Annotated in this window: 15 protein-coding genes, 1 pseudogene and 1 other annotated feature; of the genes and pseudogenes, 7 read left to right on the top strand and 9 right to left on the bottom strand. The window is 54.2% G+C overall.

What is annotated here, in order from left to right:
• Positions 1 to 18 precede the first annotated feature (18 nt).
• The 6 genes from OGY07_RS19600 to acrA all read right to left on the bottom strand — a co-directional run bounded on the left by OGY07_RS19600 (position 19) and on the right by acrA (position 6,812).
• Positions 19 to 489, bottom strand: coding sequence for a YlaC family protein (locus OGY07_RS19600; protein WP_042285848.1), 471 nt, complete (start codon positions 487 to 489; stop codon positions 19 to 21).
• 107 nt (positions 490 to 596) lie between these two features.
• Entirely contained in the window at positions 597 to 1,154 is a 558-nt protein-coding gene (gene maa, locus OGY07_RS19595; protein ID WP_042285845.1) for a maltose O-acetyltransferase, read from the bottom strand.
• 177 nt (positions 1,155 to 1,331) lie between these two features.
• Entirely contained in the window at positions 1,332 to 1,550 is a 219-nt protein-coding gene (gene hha / locus OGY07_RS19590) for a hemolysin expression-modulating protein Hha (RefSeq protein ID WP_001280991.1), read from the bottom strand.
• Positions 1,551 to 1,577: 27 nt separating this feature from the next.
• Positions 1,578 to 1,952, bottom strand: coding sequence for an Hha toxicity modulator TomB (tomB, locus tag OGY07_RS19585; RefSeq protein WP_286602625.1), 375 nt, complete (start codon positions 1,950 to 1,952; stop codon positions 1,578 to 1,580).
• A gap of 494 nt (positions 1,953 to 2,446) precedes the next feature.
• Complete coding sequence (acrB, locus tag OGY07_RS19580) at positions 2,447 to 5,596, bottom strand: efflux RND transporter permease AcrB (RefSeq protein ID WP_042285838.1); 3,150 nt, start codon at positions 5,594 to 5,596, stop codon at positions 2,447 to 2,449.
• A 22-nt stretch (positions 5,597 to 5,618) separates the two neighbouring features.
• Positions 5,619 to 6,812: a multidrug efflux RND transporter periplasmic adaptor subunit AcrA gene (gene acrA, locus OGY07_RS19575; RefSeq protein ID WP_042285835.1), complete on the bottom strand. Its 1,194-nt coding sequence runs from the start codon at positions 6,810 to 6,812 to the stop codon at positions 5,619 to 5,621.
• A gap of 141 nt (positions 6,813 to 6,953) precedes the next feature.
• Here acrA and acrR point away from each other — a divergent pair, with 141 nt between their 5' ends.
• Entirely contained in the window at positions 6,954 to 7,607 is a 654-nt protein-coding gene (gene acrR, locus OGY07_RS19570; RefSeq protein WP_042285832.1) for a multidrug efflux transporter transcriptional repressor AcrR, read from the top strand.
• A gap of 119 nt (positions 7,608 to 7,726) precedes the next feature.
• Complete coding sequence (gene mscK, locus OGY07_RS19565) at positions 7,727 to 11,083, top strand: mechanosensitive channel MscK (RefSeq protein WP_286602620.1); 3,357 nt, start codon at positions 7,727 to 7,729, stop codon at positions 11,081 to 11,083.
• 36 nt (positions 11,084 to 11,119) lie between these two features.
• Here mscK and OGY07_RS19560 read toward each other — a convergent pair.
• The 3 genes and pseudogenes from OGY07_RS19560 to priC form a co-directional block, all read right to left on the bottom strand.
• Positions 11,120 to 11,788, bottom strand: a pseudogene (locus OGY07_RS19560) (Rpn family recombination-promoting nuclease/putative transposase); the annotation flags it as partial.
• Between the two features lie 15 nt (positions 11,789 to 11,803).
• A complete protein-coding gene (rsmS, locus tag OGY07_RS19555) occupies positions 11,804 to 11,971 on the bottom strand; it encodes a pleiotropic regulatory protein RsmS (protein ID WP_042285825.1) in 168 nt (55 codons plus the stop codon).
• Positions 11,972 to 11,985: 14 nt separating this feature from the next.
• Complete coding sequence (gene priC / locus OGY07_RS19550) at positions 11,986 to 12,513, bottom strand: primosomal replication protein N'' (protein WP_286602616.1); 528 nt, start codon at positions 12,511 to 12,513, stop codon at positions 11,986 to 11,988.
• Positions 12,514 to 12,582: 69 nt separating this feature from the next.
• Here priC and OGY07_RS19545 point away from each other — a divergent pair, with 69 nt between their 5' ends.
• The 5 genes from OGY07_RS19545 (at position 12,583) to recR (ending at position 16,723) form a co-directional block, all read left to right on the top strand.
• Positions 12,583 to 12,960, top strand: a complete 378-nt coding sequence (locus OGY07_RS19545) for a DUF454 family protein (RefSeq protein WP_042285821.1) — start codon at positions 12,583 to 12,585, stop codon at positions 12,958 to 12,960.
• 203 nt (positions 12,961 to 13,163) lie between these two features.
• Complete coding sequence (gene apt, locus OGY07_RS19540) at positions 13,164 to 13,715, top strand: adenine phosphoribosyltransferase (protein ID WP_042285819.1); 552 nt, start codon at positions 13,164 to 13,166, stop codon at positions 13,713 to 13,715.
• An 88-nt stretch (positions 13,716 to 13,803) separates the two neighbouring features.
• Positions 13,804 to 15,735 carry a DNA polymerase III subunit gamma/tau gene (gene dnaX, locus OGY07_RS19535; RefSeq protein WP_042285817.1) on the top strand — a complete coding sequence of 644 codons (1,932 nt, stop codon included), beginning with the start codon at positions 13,804 to 13,806 and terminating at the stop codon, positions 15,733 to 15,735.
• Positions 15,068 to 15,132 (top strand) — a sequence feature (DnaX frameshifting element). It overlaps the preceding gene by 65 nt.
• 53 nt (positions 15,736 to 15,788) lie before the next feature.
• On the top strand, positions 15,789 to 16,118 hold the full coding sequence (locus tag OGY07_RS19530; RefSeq protein WP_001515903.1) for a YbaB/EbfC family nucleoid-associated protein: 330 nt from the start codon (positions 15,789 to 15,791) through the stop codon (positions 16,116 to 16,118).
• A complete protein-coding gene (gene recR / locus OGY07_RS19525) occupies positions 16,118 to 16,723 on the top strand; it encodes a recombination mediator RecR (RefSeq protein ID WP_042285814.1) in 606 nt (201 codons plus the stop codon). The genes OGY07_RS19530 and recR overlap by 1 nt, the downstream gene beginning before the upstream one ends.
• Positions 16,724 to 16,808: the final 85 nt, after the last annotated feature.

Raw genomic sequence — 16,808 nt, 5'->3', positions numbered from 1 at the left:
CCATCCGGCACCGGCAGGTTATTGCTGTGCTTCAGCGCGTGCCAGAGTAAAAATATCATAAAACGACAGCTCGCCCTTACGGGAAAGCATCTTCTGTAACTGCGTCTTCTGTTCACGATTGACGCGCGGGGACTCAAGAATCGTCTCAACCAAAGCCGGGGGAACGAATCGCGTGTTGTACCACTCGCCGTTGTAACACACCCGGAAGTCCAGCACGTCGATATCTTCATAACGATAGCGCGGAGCGACGTCAAAAAAGAAAAAACCGTTCAGTAAGATGAAAAGCACGACCAGCAGCCAGACTGAGCCAACCAGCGTGTCGGACTGCAACATGACCGCGAGGGTGGCGAACCAGGCGATGTACATGCCGATAAACAGGCCCGGATGTTTGCGGATAAAGCTGATACTGAAGCGCGGCTTATTATCGCGCTTTTCACGCACGTTAAGATCGTCAATGGTTTCGGTAAGCAGGCGTTGTATTTCTGTCATTTTTAGCCTTTGTGATTGTGCTACTTGCAGATGAACACCCCATTTTAAAAGCGGCGTAACCCTGAAAAAAGTAACAGATTAACCACAATTTAGCATAACAGTTACAATCAGGCCGACAGGTGTTTCAGGATCCGCGCTGGATTGCCGCCTACGACCACGTTTGCCGGCACATCTTTGGTCACCACCGCGCCGGAGGCCACAACGACATTGTCGCCAATCGTTACGCCCGGATTAATCACCGCGCGTCCGCCAATCCAGACATTATTGCCAATGGTGACCGGTTTGCCGAACTCCCGTCCGCTGTTGCGTTCAGTCGCGTCCAGAGGATGGGTGGCGGTATAAATATGAACGCCGGGCGCCAGCATACAGTTGTCGCCAATGCGGATGGGGCAAACGTCCAACAGTACACAGTCGAAATTGGCGTAAAAGTCTTTCCCGAGAAAGATATTGTAACCGTAGTCACAGCGAAAGGACGGTTCGATATAGGGCTTGTCACAGTGACCGAGAAGCGCGGTGAGGATCGCCAGGCGTTCGGCTTTTTCGTCCGGGGCGGTCTGATTGTAGCGGTGAACCCACTTGCGCGCCTGCATCCGGTCATCGCGCAGGGTGTCATCCGAGGGTCGGTACAGCTCGCCCGCGATCATTTTTTGCTTTTCTTCACTCATTCCATGCACTCTCTGCGTTAGCATTAAAAGCCATACAGTAGAGGGACAGAGGGTGTCAGGGAACGTTCCCTGCGTTATTTTGTGACAGAATTCACAACAGCGTATCGACGCTTAAAGCAAATATTCAACATTGTTTCGCAAGAAAACATCCGTATTTTCTAATGAGTCTGCCACGAATTAACGGATGAATTTCCAGACGGAGGAGGGGATCTTGTCGTAAAGTTTATTCATGGTTAATTCTGCGAGACGGTGATCTGCTGCTGAGTAAAATACAGCCAATTCATTGTCAGACAATTCATATTTATTTTTTTCAATCACGCGTTCCAGCGTGTCAATAGTCTGGCAGCGTCGCAAACGCATCAAATAATCAGTTTTAGTTAATGGTTTATCGGACATGATTCTTACCTATGATTGTAATAATATTTAACAAGACAAACTAACAGGATTAGCCCTGGTGGCACTCACAAAGCAGCGGAACAAGCGATTCCCGGATTTCTGCCATTTTTGGAGGTCCTGCGCATTAATGCCATAACTGCTGAACAACATAAAAGTGTCGTCCAGATATTCATCAATCTGTTCGATCAGCTTATTGTCCTCGTTATACTTAATTTTATAATTAAGCGCGAAGGTTGCAATATGCTCGATCAGTTCGTTGAGTTGCAGGTTGATAGCCGAGGTTGGATCGTTAACCCAGCCATGATTGCTTTCTTCAAGGTTTGCAAGACAATCATGATAAAGCGTTTCACAAAGAAATTTCAGCTGAGCGATATCATGTCTTTTGGGTGAGTATTCATCCATAACGCATCCCCTTCTTAGTGGCTTTAACTAACCGAACACCTTTCGGGATGGGTACAACTAACAGACCTGGAACTTGCCCTCTGCTCCTGATGCTTTAACTATAATCTACTCTATAAAAGATTTCATCGTCCTATTACGAAAAATTACAATTAAGTGAATAGAAGAGTGGGGTGCAACATTATCATTATAGCACGTAATAGAGGCTGTCCGGAATAAGGTATTTTATCCTGAGTCGTAGACTCAATATATCTTATCTTTTCATTGACTTAGTTGTTGCGGGGGAGGTGTCGCTGTTTTCATCGCCAGGAATACTCTTAATAATGAATTAATAATCGACAAATAAGAATTAACTAAAACCGCTAAGAAAATCCTCCTCACTGTTGTGGATAAAGACGTTTATTCCTCAATCGAAAGTAAACGACGTTGCAATTAGCGCGGTGAACACTGTCACTCGAAAAAAAAGGCCGCTTGCGCGGCCTTTATTATAATGCGGATCAACGATGCTCTACGGTATGGCTGTGCTCGACATCTTCACTCTTGCGGCTGAAGCGACGGCGTACCACCACAAAGAACACCGGAACGAAGAAGATAGCCAGTACGGTCGCGGTGACCATACCGCCCATCACGCCTGTCCCCACGGCGTTCTGCGCGCCGGAGCCTGCGCCGGAGCTGATAACCAGCGGCATAACGCCCAGAATGAACGCCAGCGAGGTCATCAGGATCGGACGTAAACGCATACGTACCGCTTCAAGCGTGGCTTCAATCAGGCCTTTACCTTCTTTATCCATCAGGTCTTTGGCGAATTCGACGATCAAGATCGCGTTCTTCGCCGACAACCCAATGGTTGTGAGGAGGCCCACCTGGAAGTAAACGTCGTTGGTCAACCCGCGGAAGGTCGCCGCCAGCAGCGCGCCGATAACCCCAAGCGGAACCACCAGCATAACCGAGAACGGAATCGACCAGCTCTCATACAACGCCGCCAGACACAGGAAGACGACGATCAGCGAGATGGCATACAGGGCAGGGGCCTGGTTGCCGGACAGACGTTCCTGATAGGACATCCCCGTCCAGTCATAGCCGATGCCGGAAGGCAGTTTGCTTGCCAGCTCTTCCATCATCGCCATCGCTTCACCGGTACTCTTGCCCGGCGCCGCCTGGCCCAGAATCTCCATGGAAGGCAGGCCGTTATAGCGTTCCAGACGCGGTGAACCGTATTCCCAGCGTGACGACGAGAAGGCCGAGAACGGCACCATCTGGCCATCGCTGCCGCGGACGTACCAGTTACCAATATCTTCCGGCAACATGCGGTATTTCGCTTCAGACATTACGTAAACTTTCTTCACACGACCACGATCGATAAAGTCGTTTACGTAGCTGCCGCCCCAGGCTGCGCCCAGTGTGGTATTGATATCACTAATGGAAACGCCCAGCGCCTGTGCTTTTTCCTGGTCGATATCAATTTTGAACTGCGGCGTATCTTCCAGACCGTTAGGACGAACACCAACCAGCAGATCCGGATGTTTTGCCACTTCGCCAAACAGCTGGTTACGTGCCTGTGTCAGTTTTTCATGGCCAAGACCCGCCTGGTCGATCAACTGGAAGTCGAAGCCGGTTGCAGTACCCAACTCAACAATCGCCGGCAGGTTAAAGGCGAAGACCATTGCGTCTTTAATCTGCGAGAAGGCCGCTGACGCACGTTGGGTAATCGCCTCAACTTTGTTCTCATCGCCCGGACGATCGGCCCAGTCTTTCAGCGAGACGAACGCGATACCGGTGTTCTGACCGCGACCCGCAAAGCCGAAGCCGTTAACCGCAAACACCGACTCAACGTTGGCTTTTTCTTTGGTCAGGAAATAGTCGGTCATCTCATCGAGAACTTTCTGCGTCCGTTCCTGAGTCGCACCGGCAGGCAACTGGGCCATGCTCAGGAATACCCCCTGGTCTTCATCCGGCAGGAAGGAGCTTGGCAGACGAACAAACAGAAAGGCCATGCCGACCACGATGATCAGATACAGCAGCAGATAACGACCGGTGCTGCGCAGAATGTTGCCTACGCTGTCGGTGTAGTGGTGCGTACTCTTATCGAACATGCGGTTAAACCAGCCGAAAAAGCCTTTCTTGCCTTCACCGTGGTCGCCTTTGGCGATGGGTTTGAGCATGGTGGCGCACAGCGCCGGCGTCAGGATCAACGCTACCAGAACCGACAGCGCCATCGCGGAGACGATAGTGATGGAGAACTGACGATAGATAGCCCCGGTCGAGCCGCCGAAGAAGGCCATCGGGATAAACACCGCCGACAGAACCATCGCGATACCCACCAGTGCGCCCTGAATCTGGCCCATTGATTTACGCGTCGCTTCCTTCGGCGGCAGACCCTCTTCGGACATAACACGTTCGACGTTCTCGACCACCACGATGGCGTCATCCACCAACAGACCGATGGCGAGCACCATCCCGAACATTGTCAGGGTGTTTATCGAGAAGCCGAAGGCCGCAAGGACCGCAAAGGTCCCCAACAGAACCACCGGAACGGCAATGGTTGGGATCAGCGTCGCGCGGAAGTTCTGCAGGAACAGATACATTACCAGGAACACGAGAATGATCGCTTCCACCAGCGTTTTCACCACTTCATGAATGGAGATTTTCACGAACGGGGTGGTGTCATACGGGTAAACAATTTTCAGGCCCGACGGGAAGAACGGCTCCATTTTCGCCAGTTCAGCACGGATAGCTGTCGCGGTGTCGAGCGCGTTGGCACCCGTCGCCAGTTTAATCCCTAAACCGGACGCAGGCTGGCCGTTGAACTTCGCAATAACGTCGTAGTTCTCGCCGCCCAGTTCGATTTTGGAAACGTCACGCAGACGAACCTGCGAACCATCCTGATTCACTTTCAGCAGGATTTTGCCGAATTCTTCGGTTGAAGTCAGTCGCGTCTGGGCAATGATCGAGGCGTTCAACTGCTGGCCTTTCACCGGCGGCGTACCGCCTAACTGACCCGCCGCAACCTGGGCGTTCTGCGCTTTGATTGCGTTGATCACATCGACCGGCGTCAGCTGAAATTTGTTGAGCGCTGTCGGGTCCATCCAGATACGCATCGCGTACTGCGAACCGAACAACTGCACGTCACCCACGCCGGAAGTACGGCTGATGGCGTCCTTCATGTTGGCGGCAACGTAGTCCGAAATATCTTCCTGGGTCATGGAACCGTCGGTGTTGATAACCCCGACAACCATCAGGAAGCTACTGGATGACTTCTCAACGCTCACGCCCTGTTGTTGAACTTCCTGCGGCAGCAACGGCATCGCCAGCTGCAGTTTGTTCTGCACCTGAACCTGCGCAATGTCCGCATCGGTACCGGATTCAAACGTCAGGGTGATCTGCACGGTACCCGTGGAGTCACTGTTTGAGGACATGTACATCAGGTTATCGATACCGTTCATGTTCTGTTCGATAACCTGTGTGACGGTGTCCTGCACGGTTTGCGCATCAGCGCCAGGGTAGGTTGCGGAGATCGTCACTGCTGGCGGCGCAATCGTTGGATATTGCGCGACCGGCAGTTTGAGGATCGCAAGCCCCCCTGCCAACATGATGATAATGGCGATCACCCATGCGAATATGGGGCGATCGATAAAGAAATTTGGCATGTCTTAACGGCTCCTGTTTAAGTTAAGACTTAGTTTGCTCAGGCTGGTTACCGCCAGCAGCTTGCTGTTTGTTATCTGCGGTAATCTCTTGTGCTTTCACCTGCGCACCAGGACGCACTTTCTGCAGCCCACTGACGACAACACGGTCACCCGCTTTCAGCCCATCGGTCACCAGCCACTTGTCACCAATCGCCTGACTGGCCACAATTTGACGGGTTTCGACTTTGTTATCTGCGCCGACGACCAACGCGGTAGCATCGCCACGCGGCGTACGGGTTACCCCCTGCTGCGGCACCAGCAGAGCGGATGGGTTAGTCCCTTCCTGCAAACGCGCGCGGACAAACATACCCGGCAGCAGCGTGTGGTCCGGGTTAGGGAAGATGGCGCGTAAAGTAATAGAACCGGTAGTCTGGTCGACGGTCACGTCTGAAAACTCAAGCGTGCCTGTCTGCGGGAATTTAATGCCGTCACTGGTCACCAGCTCAACTTTCGCCTTGCCGTTTTCCTGTTTCAGCGTTCCGTTAGCCAGTTCTTGTTTCAGGCGCAGGAAGTCGTTGCTCGACTGGGTAACATCAACGTAGATCGGATCAAGCTGTTGTACGGTCGCCAGCGCGGTCGCCTGACCGTTTTGCACCAGTGCGCCTTCGGTTACGGACGATTTACCAATACGGCCGCTAATCGGAGAGGTCACCTTGGTGTACGCCAGGTTAATACGCGCCGTTTCAACGGCGGCTTTAGCGGCAAGCACGGCAGCATTCGCCTGTTGCGCATCCGCCAGCGCCTGATCGTAGTCTTGTTTACTGATGTACTGCGTGCCGAGCAGTTTCTTATAACGGTTCACCGTGACCTGCGCGATGCTGGCTGCGGCCTGGGCTTTCGCCAGATCGCCTTTCGCACTTTCGTATGACGCTTGATAAGTCGCAGGATCAATCTGATAGAGAGACACACCTGCTTCGATATCGCTGCCTTCCTCGAAATTCCGCTTCAGGATAATGCCGCTTACCTGAGGGCGAACTTCGGCAATACGGAAAGCACTGGTGCGACCCGGAAGTTCAGTGGTGATCTGCAGAGGTTCAGTTTTGAGCGTCACAACCCCAACTTCTGGCATTTGCTGGCCCCCTTGTTGGGCCGGTTTGTCGTCACATCCTGTTAGCGCTAAGCTGCCTGAGAGCATCAGAACGACCGCCAGAGGCGTTAACCCTCTGTTTTTGTTCATATGTAAACCTCGAGTGTCCGATTTCAAATTGATCAATGGTCAAAAGTCCACAAACCCATTGCTGCGTTTATATTATCGTCGTGCTATGGTACATACATTCATAAATGTATGTAAATCTAACGCCTGTAAATTCACCGACATATGGCACGAAAAACCAAACAACAAGCGCAGGAAACACGACAACACATACTGGATGTAGCGCTACGTTTGTTCTCGCAACAAGGGGTATCTTCCACCTCGCTGGCGGAGATTGCAAAAGCCGCGGGCGTTACTCGTGGCGCAATCTATTGGCATTTCAGAAACAAGTCGGATTTATTCAGTGAAATCTGGGAGCTGTCAGAATCCAACATTGGTGAGCTTGAGACTGAGTATCAGGCAAAATTCCCCGACGATCCACTATCTGTATTAAGAGAAATATTAGTTCATCTTCTTGAATCTACCGTGACGGAAGAGCGGCGACGTTTATTGATGGAGATTATATTCCACAAATGCGAATTTGTGGGAGAAATGGCCGTAGTGCAGCAGGCGCAAAGAAACATCTGCCTGGAGAGCTACGACCGTATTGAGCAGACCCTCACGCACTGTATAAAAGCCAATATGCTTCCCGCGAATCTGCTCACGCGCCGCGCCGCGGTTATCATGCGCGGCTACGTCTCAGGCATCATGGAAAACTGGCTGTTTGCGCCGCATTCGTTCGATCTCAAAAAAGAAGCGCGCGATTACGTCGCTATCCTGCTGGAAATGTTTATGTTTTGCCCCACACTGCGCGCCGTCGCGCCTGACGCGCAGGCCTGAACCCGCGCCAGGAATTCTCCTGGTCGATTTCGCTGCCGCTATTCTGCCTAAGAGAGCCGTGATATTCTTGCGCGTTGACTATTTTCGGTCGTCTTTTCGGTTCAGAAACCTTCATTCACATGACTATGTTGCAGCTCTATAAACGTTCACAGCACCTTATTTTTGTCACGGTGGCTGTTTTCATTCTTATGTTGTCCTGCCCGTCATTGGCATTGGCCCGCGCCTCCACAAACGGTGACCTGCCTTCCCGGGCGGATGTGCAAAGCCAACTGGATACACTCAATAAACAAAAAGACCTTTCCGCCCAGGACAAACTGATTCAGCAGGATCTCACTGAGACTATTGCCACGCTGGAGAAAATCGAACGGGTGAAAGAGGAGACAGTTCAGTTACGCCAGAAAGTGTCACAGGCGCCGGAAAAAATGCGTCAGGCCGTGGAGTCCCTTAACGCGCTGAGCGATGTCGATAATGACGACGAGACGCGGAAAACCCTCAGCACTCTGTCACTGCGTCAGCTGGAGCTGCGCGTGGCCCAGGCGCTGGATGATCTGCAGAATTCGCAAAACGACCTGGCGACCTATAACAGTCAGTTAGTTTCCCTGCAAACGCAGCCAGAGCGCGTGCAGAACGCTATGTACGCCGCTTCCCAACAGCTTCAGCAAATCCGTAACCAACTGGATGGCGTCGGCGAAACGGCGTTACGTCCAACCCAACAGGTGCTGCTACAAGCGCAGCAAGTGTTGCTGAATGCCCAGATTGAGCAACAACGTAAAAGCCTGGAAGGCAATACAGTGCTCCAGGACACTTTGCAAAAGCAGCGCGATTTCGTCACCGCCAACAGCAACCGGATTGAGCATCAGCTGCAGCTGTTGCAGGAAGCGGTGAATAACAAGCGGTTAACGCTCACTGAAAAGACCGCGCAGGAGGCCATTTCGCCAGATGAGACCGCGCGCATTCAGGCCAATCCGCTGGTGAAGCAGGAACTGGAGATCAACCATCAGCTCAGCCAGCGTCTGATTACCGCGACGGAAAACGGCAACGCGTTGATGCAGCAAAACATCAAAGTCAAAAACTGGCTGGATCGCGCCCTGCAATCTGAACGCAATATTAAAGAACAGATCGCGGTGCTGAAGGGGAGTCTCCTGCTGTCTCGTATCCTGTATCAGCAGCAGCAAACCCTGCCGTCGGCAGATGAGCTTGAAGATATGACCAACCGCATCGCGGATTTGCGGCTTGAGCAGTTTGAAGTCAACCAACAGCGCGACGCGCTGTTTCAGAATGATGCTTTCGTCGCCAAACTGGAAGAGGGGCATCAGAGCGACGTTAACGACGAGGTGCACGACGCGCTGCTGCAGGTGGTTGATATGCGCCGCGAGCTACTGGACCAGTTGAATAAGCAGCTTGGCAATCAGCTGATGATGGCCATTAACCTGCAAATTAATCAACAGCAGTTAATGAGCGTATCAAAAAGCCTGAAAGAAATTCTCACCCAGCAAATCTTCTGGGTAAACAGCAACCGTCCGATGGACTGGGACTGGATAAAGGCGTTCCCGGAAACCCTGAAAGAGCAGTTTAAGGCGATGAAAATCACCGTTAACTGGGAGAAAGCCTGGCCTGCGGTATTCATCGCGTTTCTCGCTGGTTTGCCGCTGTTATTGATTGCCGGCGTGATTCGCTGGCGTCTGAAATGGCTGAAAGCCTGGCAGCAAAAACTCGCTGCGGCGGTCGGTTCCTTACGCAATGACAGCCAGTTGAATACGCCGAAAGCGATACTGATCGATCTGATTCGCGCCCTGCCTGCGTGCCTGCTTATCCTCGCCGTCGGCCTGATTTTGCTGACAATGCAGCTCAACATCAGCGACCTGCTGTGGGCGTTCAGCAAAAAACTGGCCATCTTCTGGCTGGTGTTTGGTTTGTGCTGGAAGGTACTGGAAAAAGAAGGGATGGCGATTCGACACTTCGGGATGCCCGCGCAGCTGACCAGCCACTGGCGGCGTCAGATCGTACGCATCAGTCTGGCGCTGCTGCCGCTGCACTTCTGGTCGGTGGTGGCCGAGCAGTCGCCGCTGCATCTGATGGATGATGTGCTGGGGCAGGCGATGATTTTCCTTAACCTGCTGTTGATCGCGTTTCTGGTCTGGCCGATGCTCCGGGAAAGCTGGCGCGACAAAGAGTCGCATGGACTGCGACTGGTCACGATCACTATCCTGTCGATCATTCCGGTTGCCTTGATGGTGCTGACCGCGACCGGCTATTTCTATACCACGCTTCGCCTGGCGGGGCGCTGGATAGAGACCGTTTATCTGGTGATTATCTGGAATCTGCTTTACCAGACCGTACTGCGCGGACTGAGCGTTGCGGCGCGGCGCATTGCCTGGCGTCGCGCACTGGCGCGTCGGCAAAATCTGGTGAAAGAGGGCGCTGAAGGGGCGGAACCGCAGGAGGAGCCGACGATCGCGCTCGAGCAGGTGAACCAGCAAACGCTGCGTATCACCATGCTGCTGATGGTCTCGTTGTTTGCGGTCATGTTCTGGGCGATTTGGTCCGATCTGATCACCGTGTTCAGCTATCTCGACAGCATTACGCTCTGGCACTACAACGGCACTGAAGCGGGCGCCGCGGTGGTGAAGAGCGTGACGATGGGCAGTTTACTGTTTGCCATTATCGCCTCTATGGTGGCCTGGGCATTGATCCGTAACCTGCCGGGCCTGCTGGAAGTGTTAGTGCTCTCGCGGCTTAAAATGCGCCAGGGCGCATCGTACGCGATCACCACGATCCTCAATTACATTATTATCGCCGTCGGGGCGATGACAGTATTCGGGTCGCTTGGCGTTTCGTGGGATAAACTGCAGTGGCTGGCGGCGGCGCTGTCGGTCGGTCTGGGTTTTGGTTTGCAGGAGATCTTCGGTAACTTTGTCTCCGGTCTGATTATCCTGTTCGAACGTCCGGTGCGGATCGGCGATACGGTGACCATCGGCACCTATTCAGGGACCGTCAGTAAGATCCGCATCCGTGCGACCACTATCACTGACTTCGATCGCAAAGAGGTGATCATCCCGAACAAGGCGTTTGTGACCGAACGTCTGATCAACTGGTCCCTGTCCGATACCACCACGCGACTGGTGATCCGCATTGGCGTGGCCTACGGTTCAGATCTGGAAAAAGTGCGTAAAGTTCTGCAACAGGCGGCGCTGGAGCATCCAAAGGTGATGCACGATCCGCAGCCTGAAGTGTTCTTTACCACCTTCGGCGCCAGTACGCTCGACCACGAGCTGCGTTTGTACGTCCGCGAACTGCGCGATCGCAGCCATACCGTGGACGAACTGAACCGCGCCATCGACCGCCTGTGCCGCGAAAACAATATCGACATTGCCTTTAATCAACTTGAAGTGCATCTGCGCAACGATAAGGGCGATGAAGTGACGGAAGTGAAGCGCGAGATTAAAGGCGACGATCCGACGCCGGCGGTAAGTTAACCAAACGGGGGGCGGCGAATGTCGCCCCTCGATTGTTTAATGAGACAGCGCAGCCAGTTCTTCTGCGGTCAGGCCAGTAAACTGCATAATACGTGAGGATTCCATCCCGTCATCCAGCATCTTTCGCGCAATGGCACGGGCCTCCGCCTGGCGGCCTTTTTCCAGACCTTGTTGCATGCCCAGTTGAATACCCTCTGTGCGGCCTTTCTCTTTCAGCCATTCGGCAATCGTCATCAGTTGATCCTTATACTGAGGCGCACCTTGTGCCAGTTGGCGAATCAGTACGCCGGGATTTTCACAATTACCTGCCTTCACCATATAGTTTATCAACACGTTAAGTTGAGGGGCGGTAAGCGATTGCTGCGTTAGCAATGTGATCAACTGATCCAGTAACTCACTCAAATCGCGTTGACGAATATGTTTTTGCAGGAGTTCCAGCATCGCCATCCGTTGATGCTGCAGGATCTGATTATCCGGTATCGCCGTCAGGTCCACCAGCGGAAATTCACTGTTGTATAGCGTCTTTGCCATCTCGGGTTCACTAAACAGACTTTGCCAGTTGAGGCTGTGGGGCCATGGGCTTTTTAGCCCCTGGTAAAAGAGGATAGGCACCACTAACGGCAACGTTGTATGTCCCGCATCAAGATGGCGCTGCATGGCGGCAATCGCATAGCGCATCATTCGGAATGCCATTCGCCGCGACGCTCCACCAGACAGTAATCATTGATATTGCGAGCCGTCTTCCGCGCTTTTGAGCTTGTTTTCATAATCACGCATAACGATTTCCAGCGCGCGTAGCACGGTTCGCGGAGGGAGCTGATTCTCTTCCAGCAGCACGATCAAATCGACGGCCAGTTTGACCTCGTCCGGGGCGTTTTCCAGTGACATAGATTCTCCGGGGGTTAGCGGGTTAAGTGTGCGATGACGCGTTCAATGCTGTCGAGCGCCTTGCGACAGCGCGCCAGACGACCTTGATAGATTTCCACTTCGCGCTGTAGCGTCTGTTGTTCCTGCAGAGTGCGGGTTTCGGCGAGGCGCATTTTACGTTCCTGCGTCATCGCTCGCAGGCGACGTTCAAATTCCTGATGCTGAAGGCGTTTACGCTGCCATTTGGTCAGGGTGGGTGAACCGCTGTCCCATTCGCGCAGCGACCAGCTTTCACACTCGCGGGCGATAGCCTCCAGCTGTGAGGCGAGGTGTTCCGCCAGCCAGGCGACCTGTGGAAGCTGCTGTCGCAAAACCGCCTGGCGTAGCGCCTGAAGATTGGCCTCCGCTTCCTCTACGCAGTCCTGAAGACGCGTAGCGCGGGTCTGAAAAAGCTGGCGATCGAAGCGAGGGCTGAGTGTTGCGTGCTGCGCTAGCGGTGCGCAACGATGGCGCAATTCGGCGAGCCGATCGTCCAGCTTTTGTAGCAGCATGGCGGTTTTCAATGCAACACTCCAATGAAAATGATAACTGTTATGCTAAAGTAGCGTTCTGGTTTGCGACATGCCTTTATTATGCAACGAATCTTCTTGATCATCACGGGCTGGCTTGCGGTTGTCCTTGGAACGCTTGGCGTGGTATTGCCGCTTCTGCCGACGACGCCGTTTATTTTACTTGCCGCCTGGTGCTTTGCCCGCTCGTCGCCGCGTTTTCATCAGTGGTTGCTCTACCGTTCGTGGTTTGGCAGCTATTTACGCTACTGGCAAAAACATAAAGCGATGCCGCCGGGCGCGAAATCCCGGGCGATTATTCTGATCCTGATGACTTTTGGCGTCTCATTGTGGCTGACCCCCATGATGTGGGTGCGGATCCTCCTGCTTTTCATCCTCGCCTGCCTGCTGATATTTATGTGGCGAATCCCGGTAGTTGATGAAAAGCAACAAAAGCACTGAAGCGTAATCATCGCAGTTGCAATTACTGGCTGTAGCCAGTAAATTCGACCGTTTTCGAGCACAGGCGCGCCTGGTCAAAGGTTAACCACAGGTAACTTTGGCCTGCTATACACACGATCGTCCAAAGTGCGTTAAGGCAATCTGCAGGATGAAGTATACTGCGCGCAATGTAGAGTAATACCGTATTTATCAGGCACACACTTATGACCGCGACTGCACAGCAGCTTGAGTTTCTCAAAAATAGCATTAAAAGCATTCAGGACTACCCGAAACCGGGCATTCTTTTCCGTGATGTCACCAGCTTACTGGAAGACCCGAAGGCTTACGCGCTCAGCATCGACTTGCTGGTTGAGCGTTACAAAGATGCGGGCATTACCAAAGTGGTCGGTACCGAAGCGCGCGGTTTCCTGTTTGGCGCGCCGGTGGCGCTGGGGCTTGGCGTTGGTTTTGTGCCGGTACGTAAACCGCGCAAATTGCCGCGTGAGACAATCGCTGAAAGCTATGAGCTGGAATACGGCACCGATCAACTGGAAATTCACGTTGATGCCATTCAGCCTGGCGACAAAGTGCTGGTGGTGGACGACCTGTTAGCGACCGGCGGCACCATCGAAGCCACCGCGAAACTGATCCGCCGTCTGGGTGGTGAAGTCAATGACGCGGCGTTTATCATCAATTTACCGGATCTCGGCGGCGAAGCGCGTCTGGAAAAATTGGGTATCGCCAGTTACTGTCTGGTCTCCTTTGCCGGGCATTAATCCCGGTCCCCGCAACCTCGCTCATTGAGCGAGGTTGTGTTAGCATTCCCCCCTATGAATTCACCTTCCAGCGTTGCAGAGCCAGCCAATGAGTTATCAGGTTTTAGCCCGAAAATGGCGCCCACAAACCTTTGCTGACGTTGTCGGCCAGGAACATGTGCTAACCGCACTGGCGAACGGCTTGTCGCTAGGGCGTATTCACCACGCTTATCTTTTTTCCGGGACTCGCGGCGTCGGTAAAACCTCTATCGCCCGTCTGCTGGCGAAAGGGTTGAACTGCGAAACCGGGATCACCGCCACGCCATGCGGCGTTTGCGACAACTGCCGTGAAATTGAGCAGGGACGATTTGTCGATCTCATCGAGATTGACGCCGCGTCGCGTACCAAAGTCGAAGACACTCGCGACCTGCTGGATAACGTTCAGTACGCCCCTGCGCGCGGTCGCTTTAAGGTGTACCTGATCGACGAAGTGCATATGCTGTCCCGTCACAGCTTTAACGCGCTGCTCAAAACCCTTGAGGAGCCGCCAGCGCACGTCAAATTCCTACTGGCGACCACCGACCCGCAGAAGTTGCCGGTGACCATATTGTCCCGCTGTCTGCAATTTCACCTTAAGGCGCTGGACGTCGAGCAGATCCGCCACCAGCTTGAGCACATTCTTAATGAAGAGCACATCGCGCACGAACCTCGCGCGTTGCAGTTGCTTTCCCGGGCGGCAGACGGGAGCCTGCGCGACGCGCTTAGCCTGACCGATCAGGCTATCGCCAGCGGCGACGGTCAGGTTTCAACCCAGGCGGTGAGCGCGATGCTCGGTACGCTGGATGACGACCAGGCGCTGTCGCTTGTTGAAGCGGTGATCGCCGCCGACGGTGAACGCGTCATGTCGTTGGTAAACGACGCGGCGGCGCGCGGCATCGAGTGGGAAGCGTTGCTGGTCGAAATGCTCGGCCTGCTGCATCGAATTGCGCTGGTCCAGCTTTCGCCCGCGGCGCTGGGCAGCGACATGGCGACAATTGAAGTACGGATGCGCGAACTGGCGCGAACCGTACCGCCAACGGACGTACAGCTTTATTACCAGACGTTGTTGATGGGTCGTAAAGAGCTGCCTTACGCGCCGGACAGACGTATGGGGGTTGAAATGACCCTGCTGCGCGCGCTGGCGTTTCACCCACGGATGCCGTTGCCGGAACCGGAGACGCCGCGCCAGTCTTTTGCGCCCGTGGCCCCGACGGCGGTGATGAGTCCGACGCAGGTGCCGCAGCAGCCGTCTGCGCCGACACAGCAGGCGCCAGCCGCGCCATTGTCCGACGCCACCAGTCAGGTGCTGGCGGCGCGCAATCAGCTTCAGCGCGCGCAGGGAGCAACCAAAGCAAAAAAGAGTGAACCGGCAGCCGCAACCCGCGCGCGGCCGGTGAATAACGCTGCGCTGGAAAGGCTGGCATCGGTGACGGAGCGCGTGCAGGCGCGTCCCGCACCGTCTGCGCTCGAACAAGCGCCGGTGAAGAAAGAAGCGTATCGCTGGAAGGCAACCACTCCGGTTGTCGAAGTGAAAGACGTTGTCGCGACGCCGAAAGCGCTGAAAAAAGCGCTGGAGCATGAAAAGACGCCTGAACTGGCGGCGAAGCTGGCGACGGAAGCCATTGAACGCGACCCGTGGGCGGCGCAGGTGAGCCAGTTAGCGTTACCGAAACTGGTGGAACAGGTGGCGCTCAATGCCTGGAAAGAAGAGAACGGCAATGCTGTCTGTCTGCATTTGCGCTCCAGCCAGCGCCATCTGAACTCCGCTGGCGCGAAACAAAAACTGGCCGAGGCGCTGAGCGCGCTGGCCGGTACAACGGTTGAACTGACTATCGTAGAAGATGATAATCCGGCGGTGCGCACGCCGCTGGAGTGGCGTCAGGCCATTTATGAAGAAAAACTTGCGCAGGCGCGTGAGTCGATCGTTGCGGATAATAATATCCAGACCCTGCGTCGCTTTTTTGATGCGGATCTGGATGAAGAGAGTATTCGTCCCATTTGATCGTAAGCGTCGCTTACGATTGTCATCCCTTAACGTGATTGAGAGAGAAGCCTATGTTTGGTAAAGGCGGTCTGGGCAACCTGATGAAACAGGCCCAGCAGATGCAGGAAAAAATGCAGCAGATGCAGGAAGAGATTGCGAAGCTGGAAGTGACCGGCGAGTCCGGCGCAGGTCTGGTGAAAGTGACCATTAACGGCGCGCACAACTGCCGTCGCGTGGAAATCGATCCGAGCCTGCTCGAAGATGACAAAGAGATGCTGGAAGATCTGGTCGCCGCCGCGTTCAACGATGCCGCTCGTCGCATTGAAGAAACGCAGAAAGAGAAAATGGCGTCTGTTTCTTCCGGTATGCAACTGCCGCCAGGCTTTAAGATGCCGTTCTGATGCAAACCAGCCCGCTGTTAACTCAGCTTATGGAAGCACTGCGCTGTTTGCCGGGCGTAGGCCCGAAGTCGGCGCAGCGCATGGCGTTTACGCTGTTACAGCGTGACCGCAGCGGCGGGATGCGCCTGGCGCAAGCGCTGACCCGGGCGATGTCGGAAATCGGCCACTGTGCCGATTGCCGTACTTTCACCGAGCAGGACGTGTGCAATATCTGTTCAAACCCGCGTCGTCAGGAAAACGGTCAGATTTGCGTGGTCGAAAGTCCGGCGGATATCTACGCGATTGAGCAGACCGGGCAATTTTCCGGGCGCTATTTCGTGCTGATGGGGCACCTGTCGCCGCTCGACGGTATCGGACCGGACGACATTGGACTTGACCGGCTGGAACAGCGCCTTTCTTCTGAGCCGCTCAATGAAGTGATCCTCGCGACCAATCCCACGGTCGAAGGGGAGGCAACGGCGAACTATATTGCCGAGCTTTGCGCGCAATATGGCGTCGAAGCCAGCCGTATCGCTCACGGCGTTCCGGTTGGCGGTGAGCTGGAGATGGTTGACGGCACAACGCTGTCACACTCTCTTGCCGGTCGCCATAAGCTTAAATTCTGAACAAACGGAGGCGGCGTTTGCGGCCTCCGCTTGAAATCTCTCCCCCGCGTCCCCATTTTCCCCTCAACGTGTTTTTACCATTAAA

It is taken from the genome of Citrobacter sp. Cs237 (genome assembly GCF_030332325.1).
Classification (GTDB): domain Bacteria; phylum Pseudomonadota; class Gammaproteobacteria; order Enterobacterales; family Enterobacteriaceae; genus Citrobacter_A; species Citrobacter_A sedlakii.
The sequence above is the reverse complement of the archived record's forward strand: the minus strand, read 5'-3'. Positions and strand labels throughout refer to the sequence as shown.

What these genes read in the sequence shown, in the direction of transcription:
- OGY07_RS19600 (WP_042285848.1), bottom strand. Translation starts at nt 489, where the DNA reads ATGACAGAAATACAACGCCTGCTTACCGAAACCATTGACGATCTTAAC.
- maa (WP_042285845.1), bottom strand. Translation starts at nt 1,154, where the DNA reads ATGAGTGAAGAAAAGCAAAAAATGATCGCGGGCGAGCTGTACCGACCC.
- hha (WP_001280991.1), bottom strand. Translation starts at nt 1,550, where the DNA reads ATGTCCGATAAACCATTAACTAAAACTGATTATTTGATGCGTTTGCGA.
- tomB (WP_286602625.1), bottom strand. Translation starts at nt 1,952, where the DNA reads ATGGATGAATACTCACCCAAAAGACATGATATCGCTCAGCTGAAATTT.
- acrB (WP_042285838.1), bottom strand. Translation starts at nt 5,596, where the DNA reads ATGCCAAATTTCTTTATCGATCGCCCCATATTCGCATGGGTGATCGCC.
- acrA (WP_042285835.1), bottom strand. Translation starts at nt 6,812, where the DNA reads ATGAACAAAAACAGAGGGTTAACGCCTCTGGCGGTCGTTCTGATGCTC.
- acrR (WP_042285832.1), top strand. Translation starts at nt 6,954, where the DNA reads ATGGCACGAAAAACCAAACAACAAGCGCAGGAAACACGACAACACATA.
- mscK (WP_286602620.1), top strand. Translation starts at nt 7,727, where the DNA reads ATGACTATGTTGCAGCTCTATAAACGTTCACAGCACCTTATTTTTGTC.
- rsmS (WP_042285825.1), bottom strand. Translation starts at nt 11,971, where the DNA reads ATGTCACTGGAAAACGCCCCGGACGAGGTCAAACTGGCCGTCGATTTG.
- OGY07_RS19545 (WP_042285821.1), top strand. Translation starts at nt 12,583, where the DNA reads ATGCAACGAATCTTCTTGATCATCACGGGCTGGCTTGCGGTTGTCCTT.
- apt (WP_042285819.1), top strand. Translation starts at nt 13,164, where the DNA reads ATGACCGCGACTGCACAGCAGCTTGAGTTTCTCAAAAATAGCATTAAA.
- dnaX (WP_042285817.1), top strand. Translation starts at nt 13,804, where the DNA reads ATGAGTTATCAGGTTTTAGCCCGAAAATGGCGCCCACAAACCTTTGCT.
- OGY07_RS19530 (WP_001515903.1), top strand. Translation starts at nt 15,789, where the DNA reads ATGTTTGGTAAAGGCGGTCTGGGCAACCTGATGAAACAGGCCCAGCAG.
- recR (WP_042285814.1), top strand. Translation starts at nt 16,118, where the DNA reads ATGCAAACCAGCCCGCTGTTAACTCAGCTTATGGAAGCACTGCGCTGT.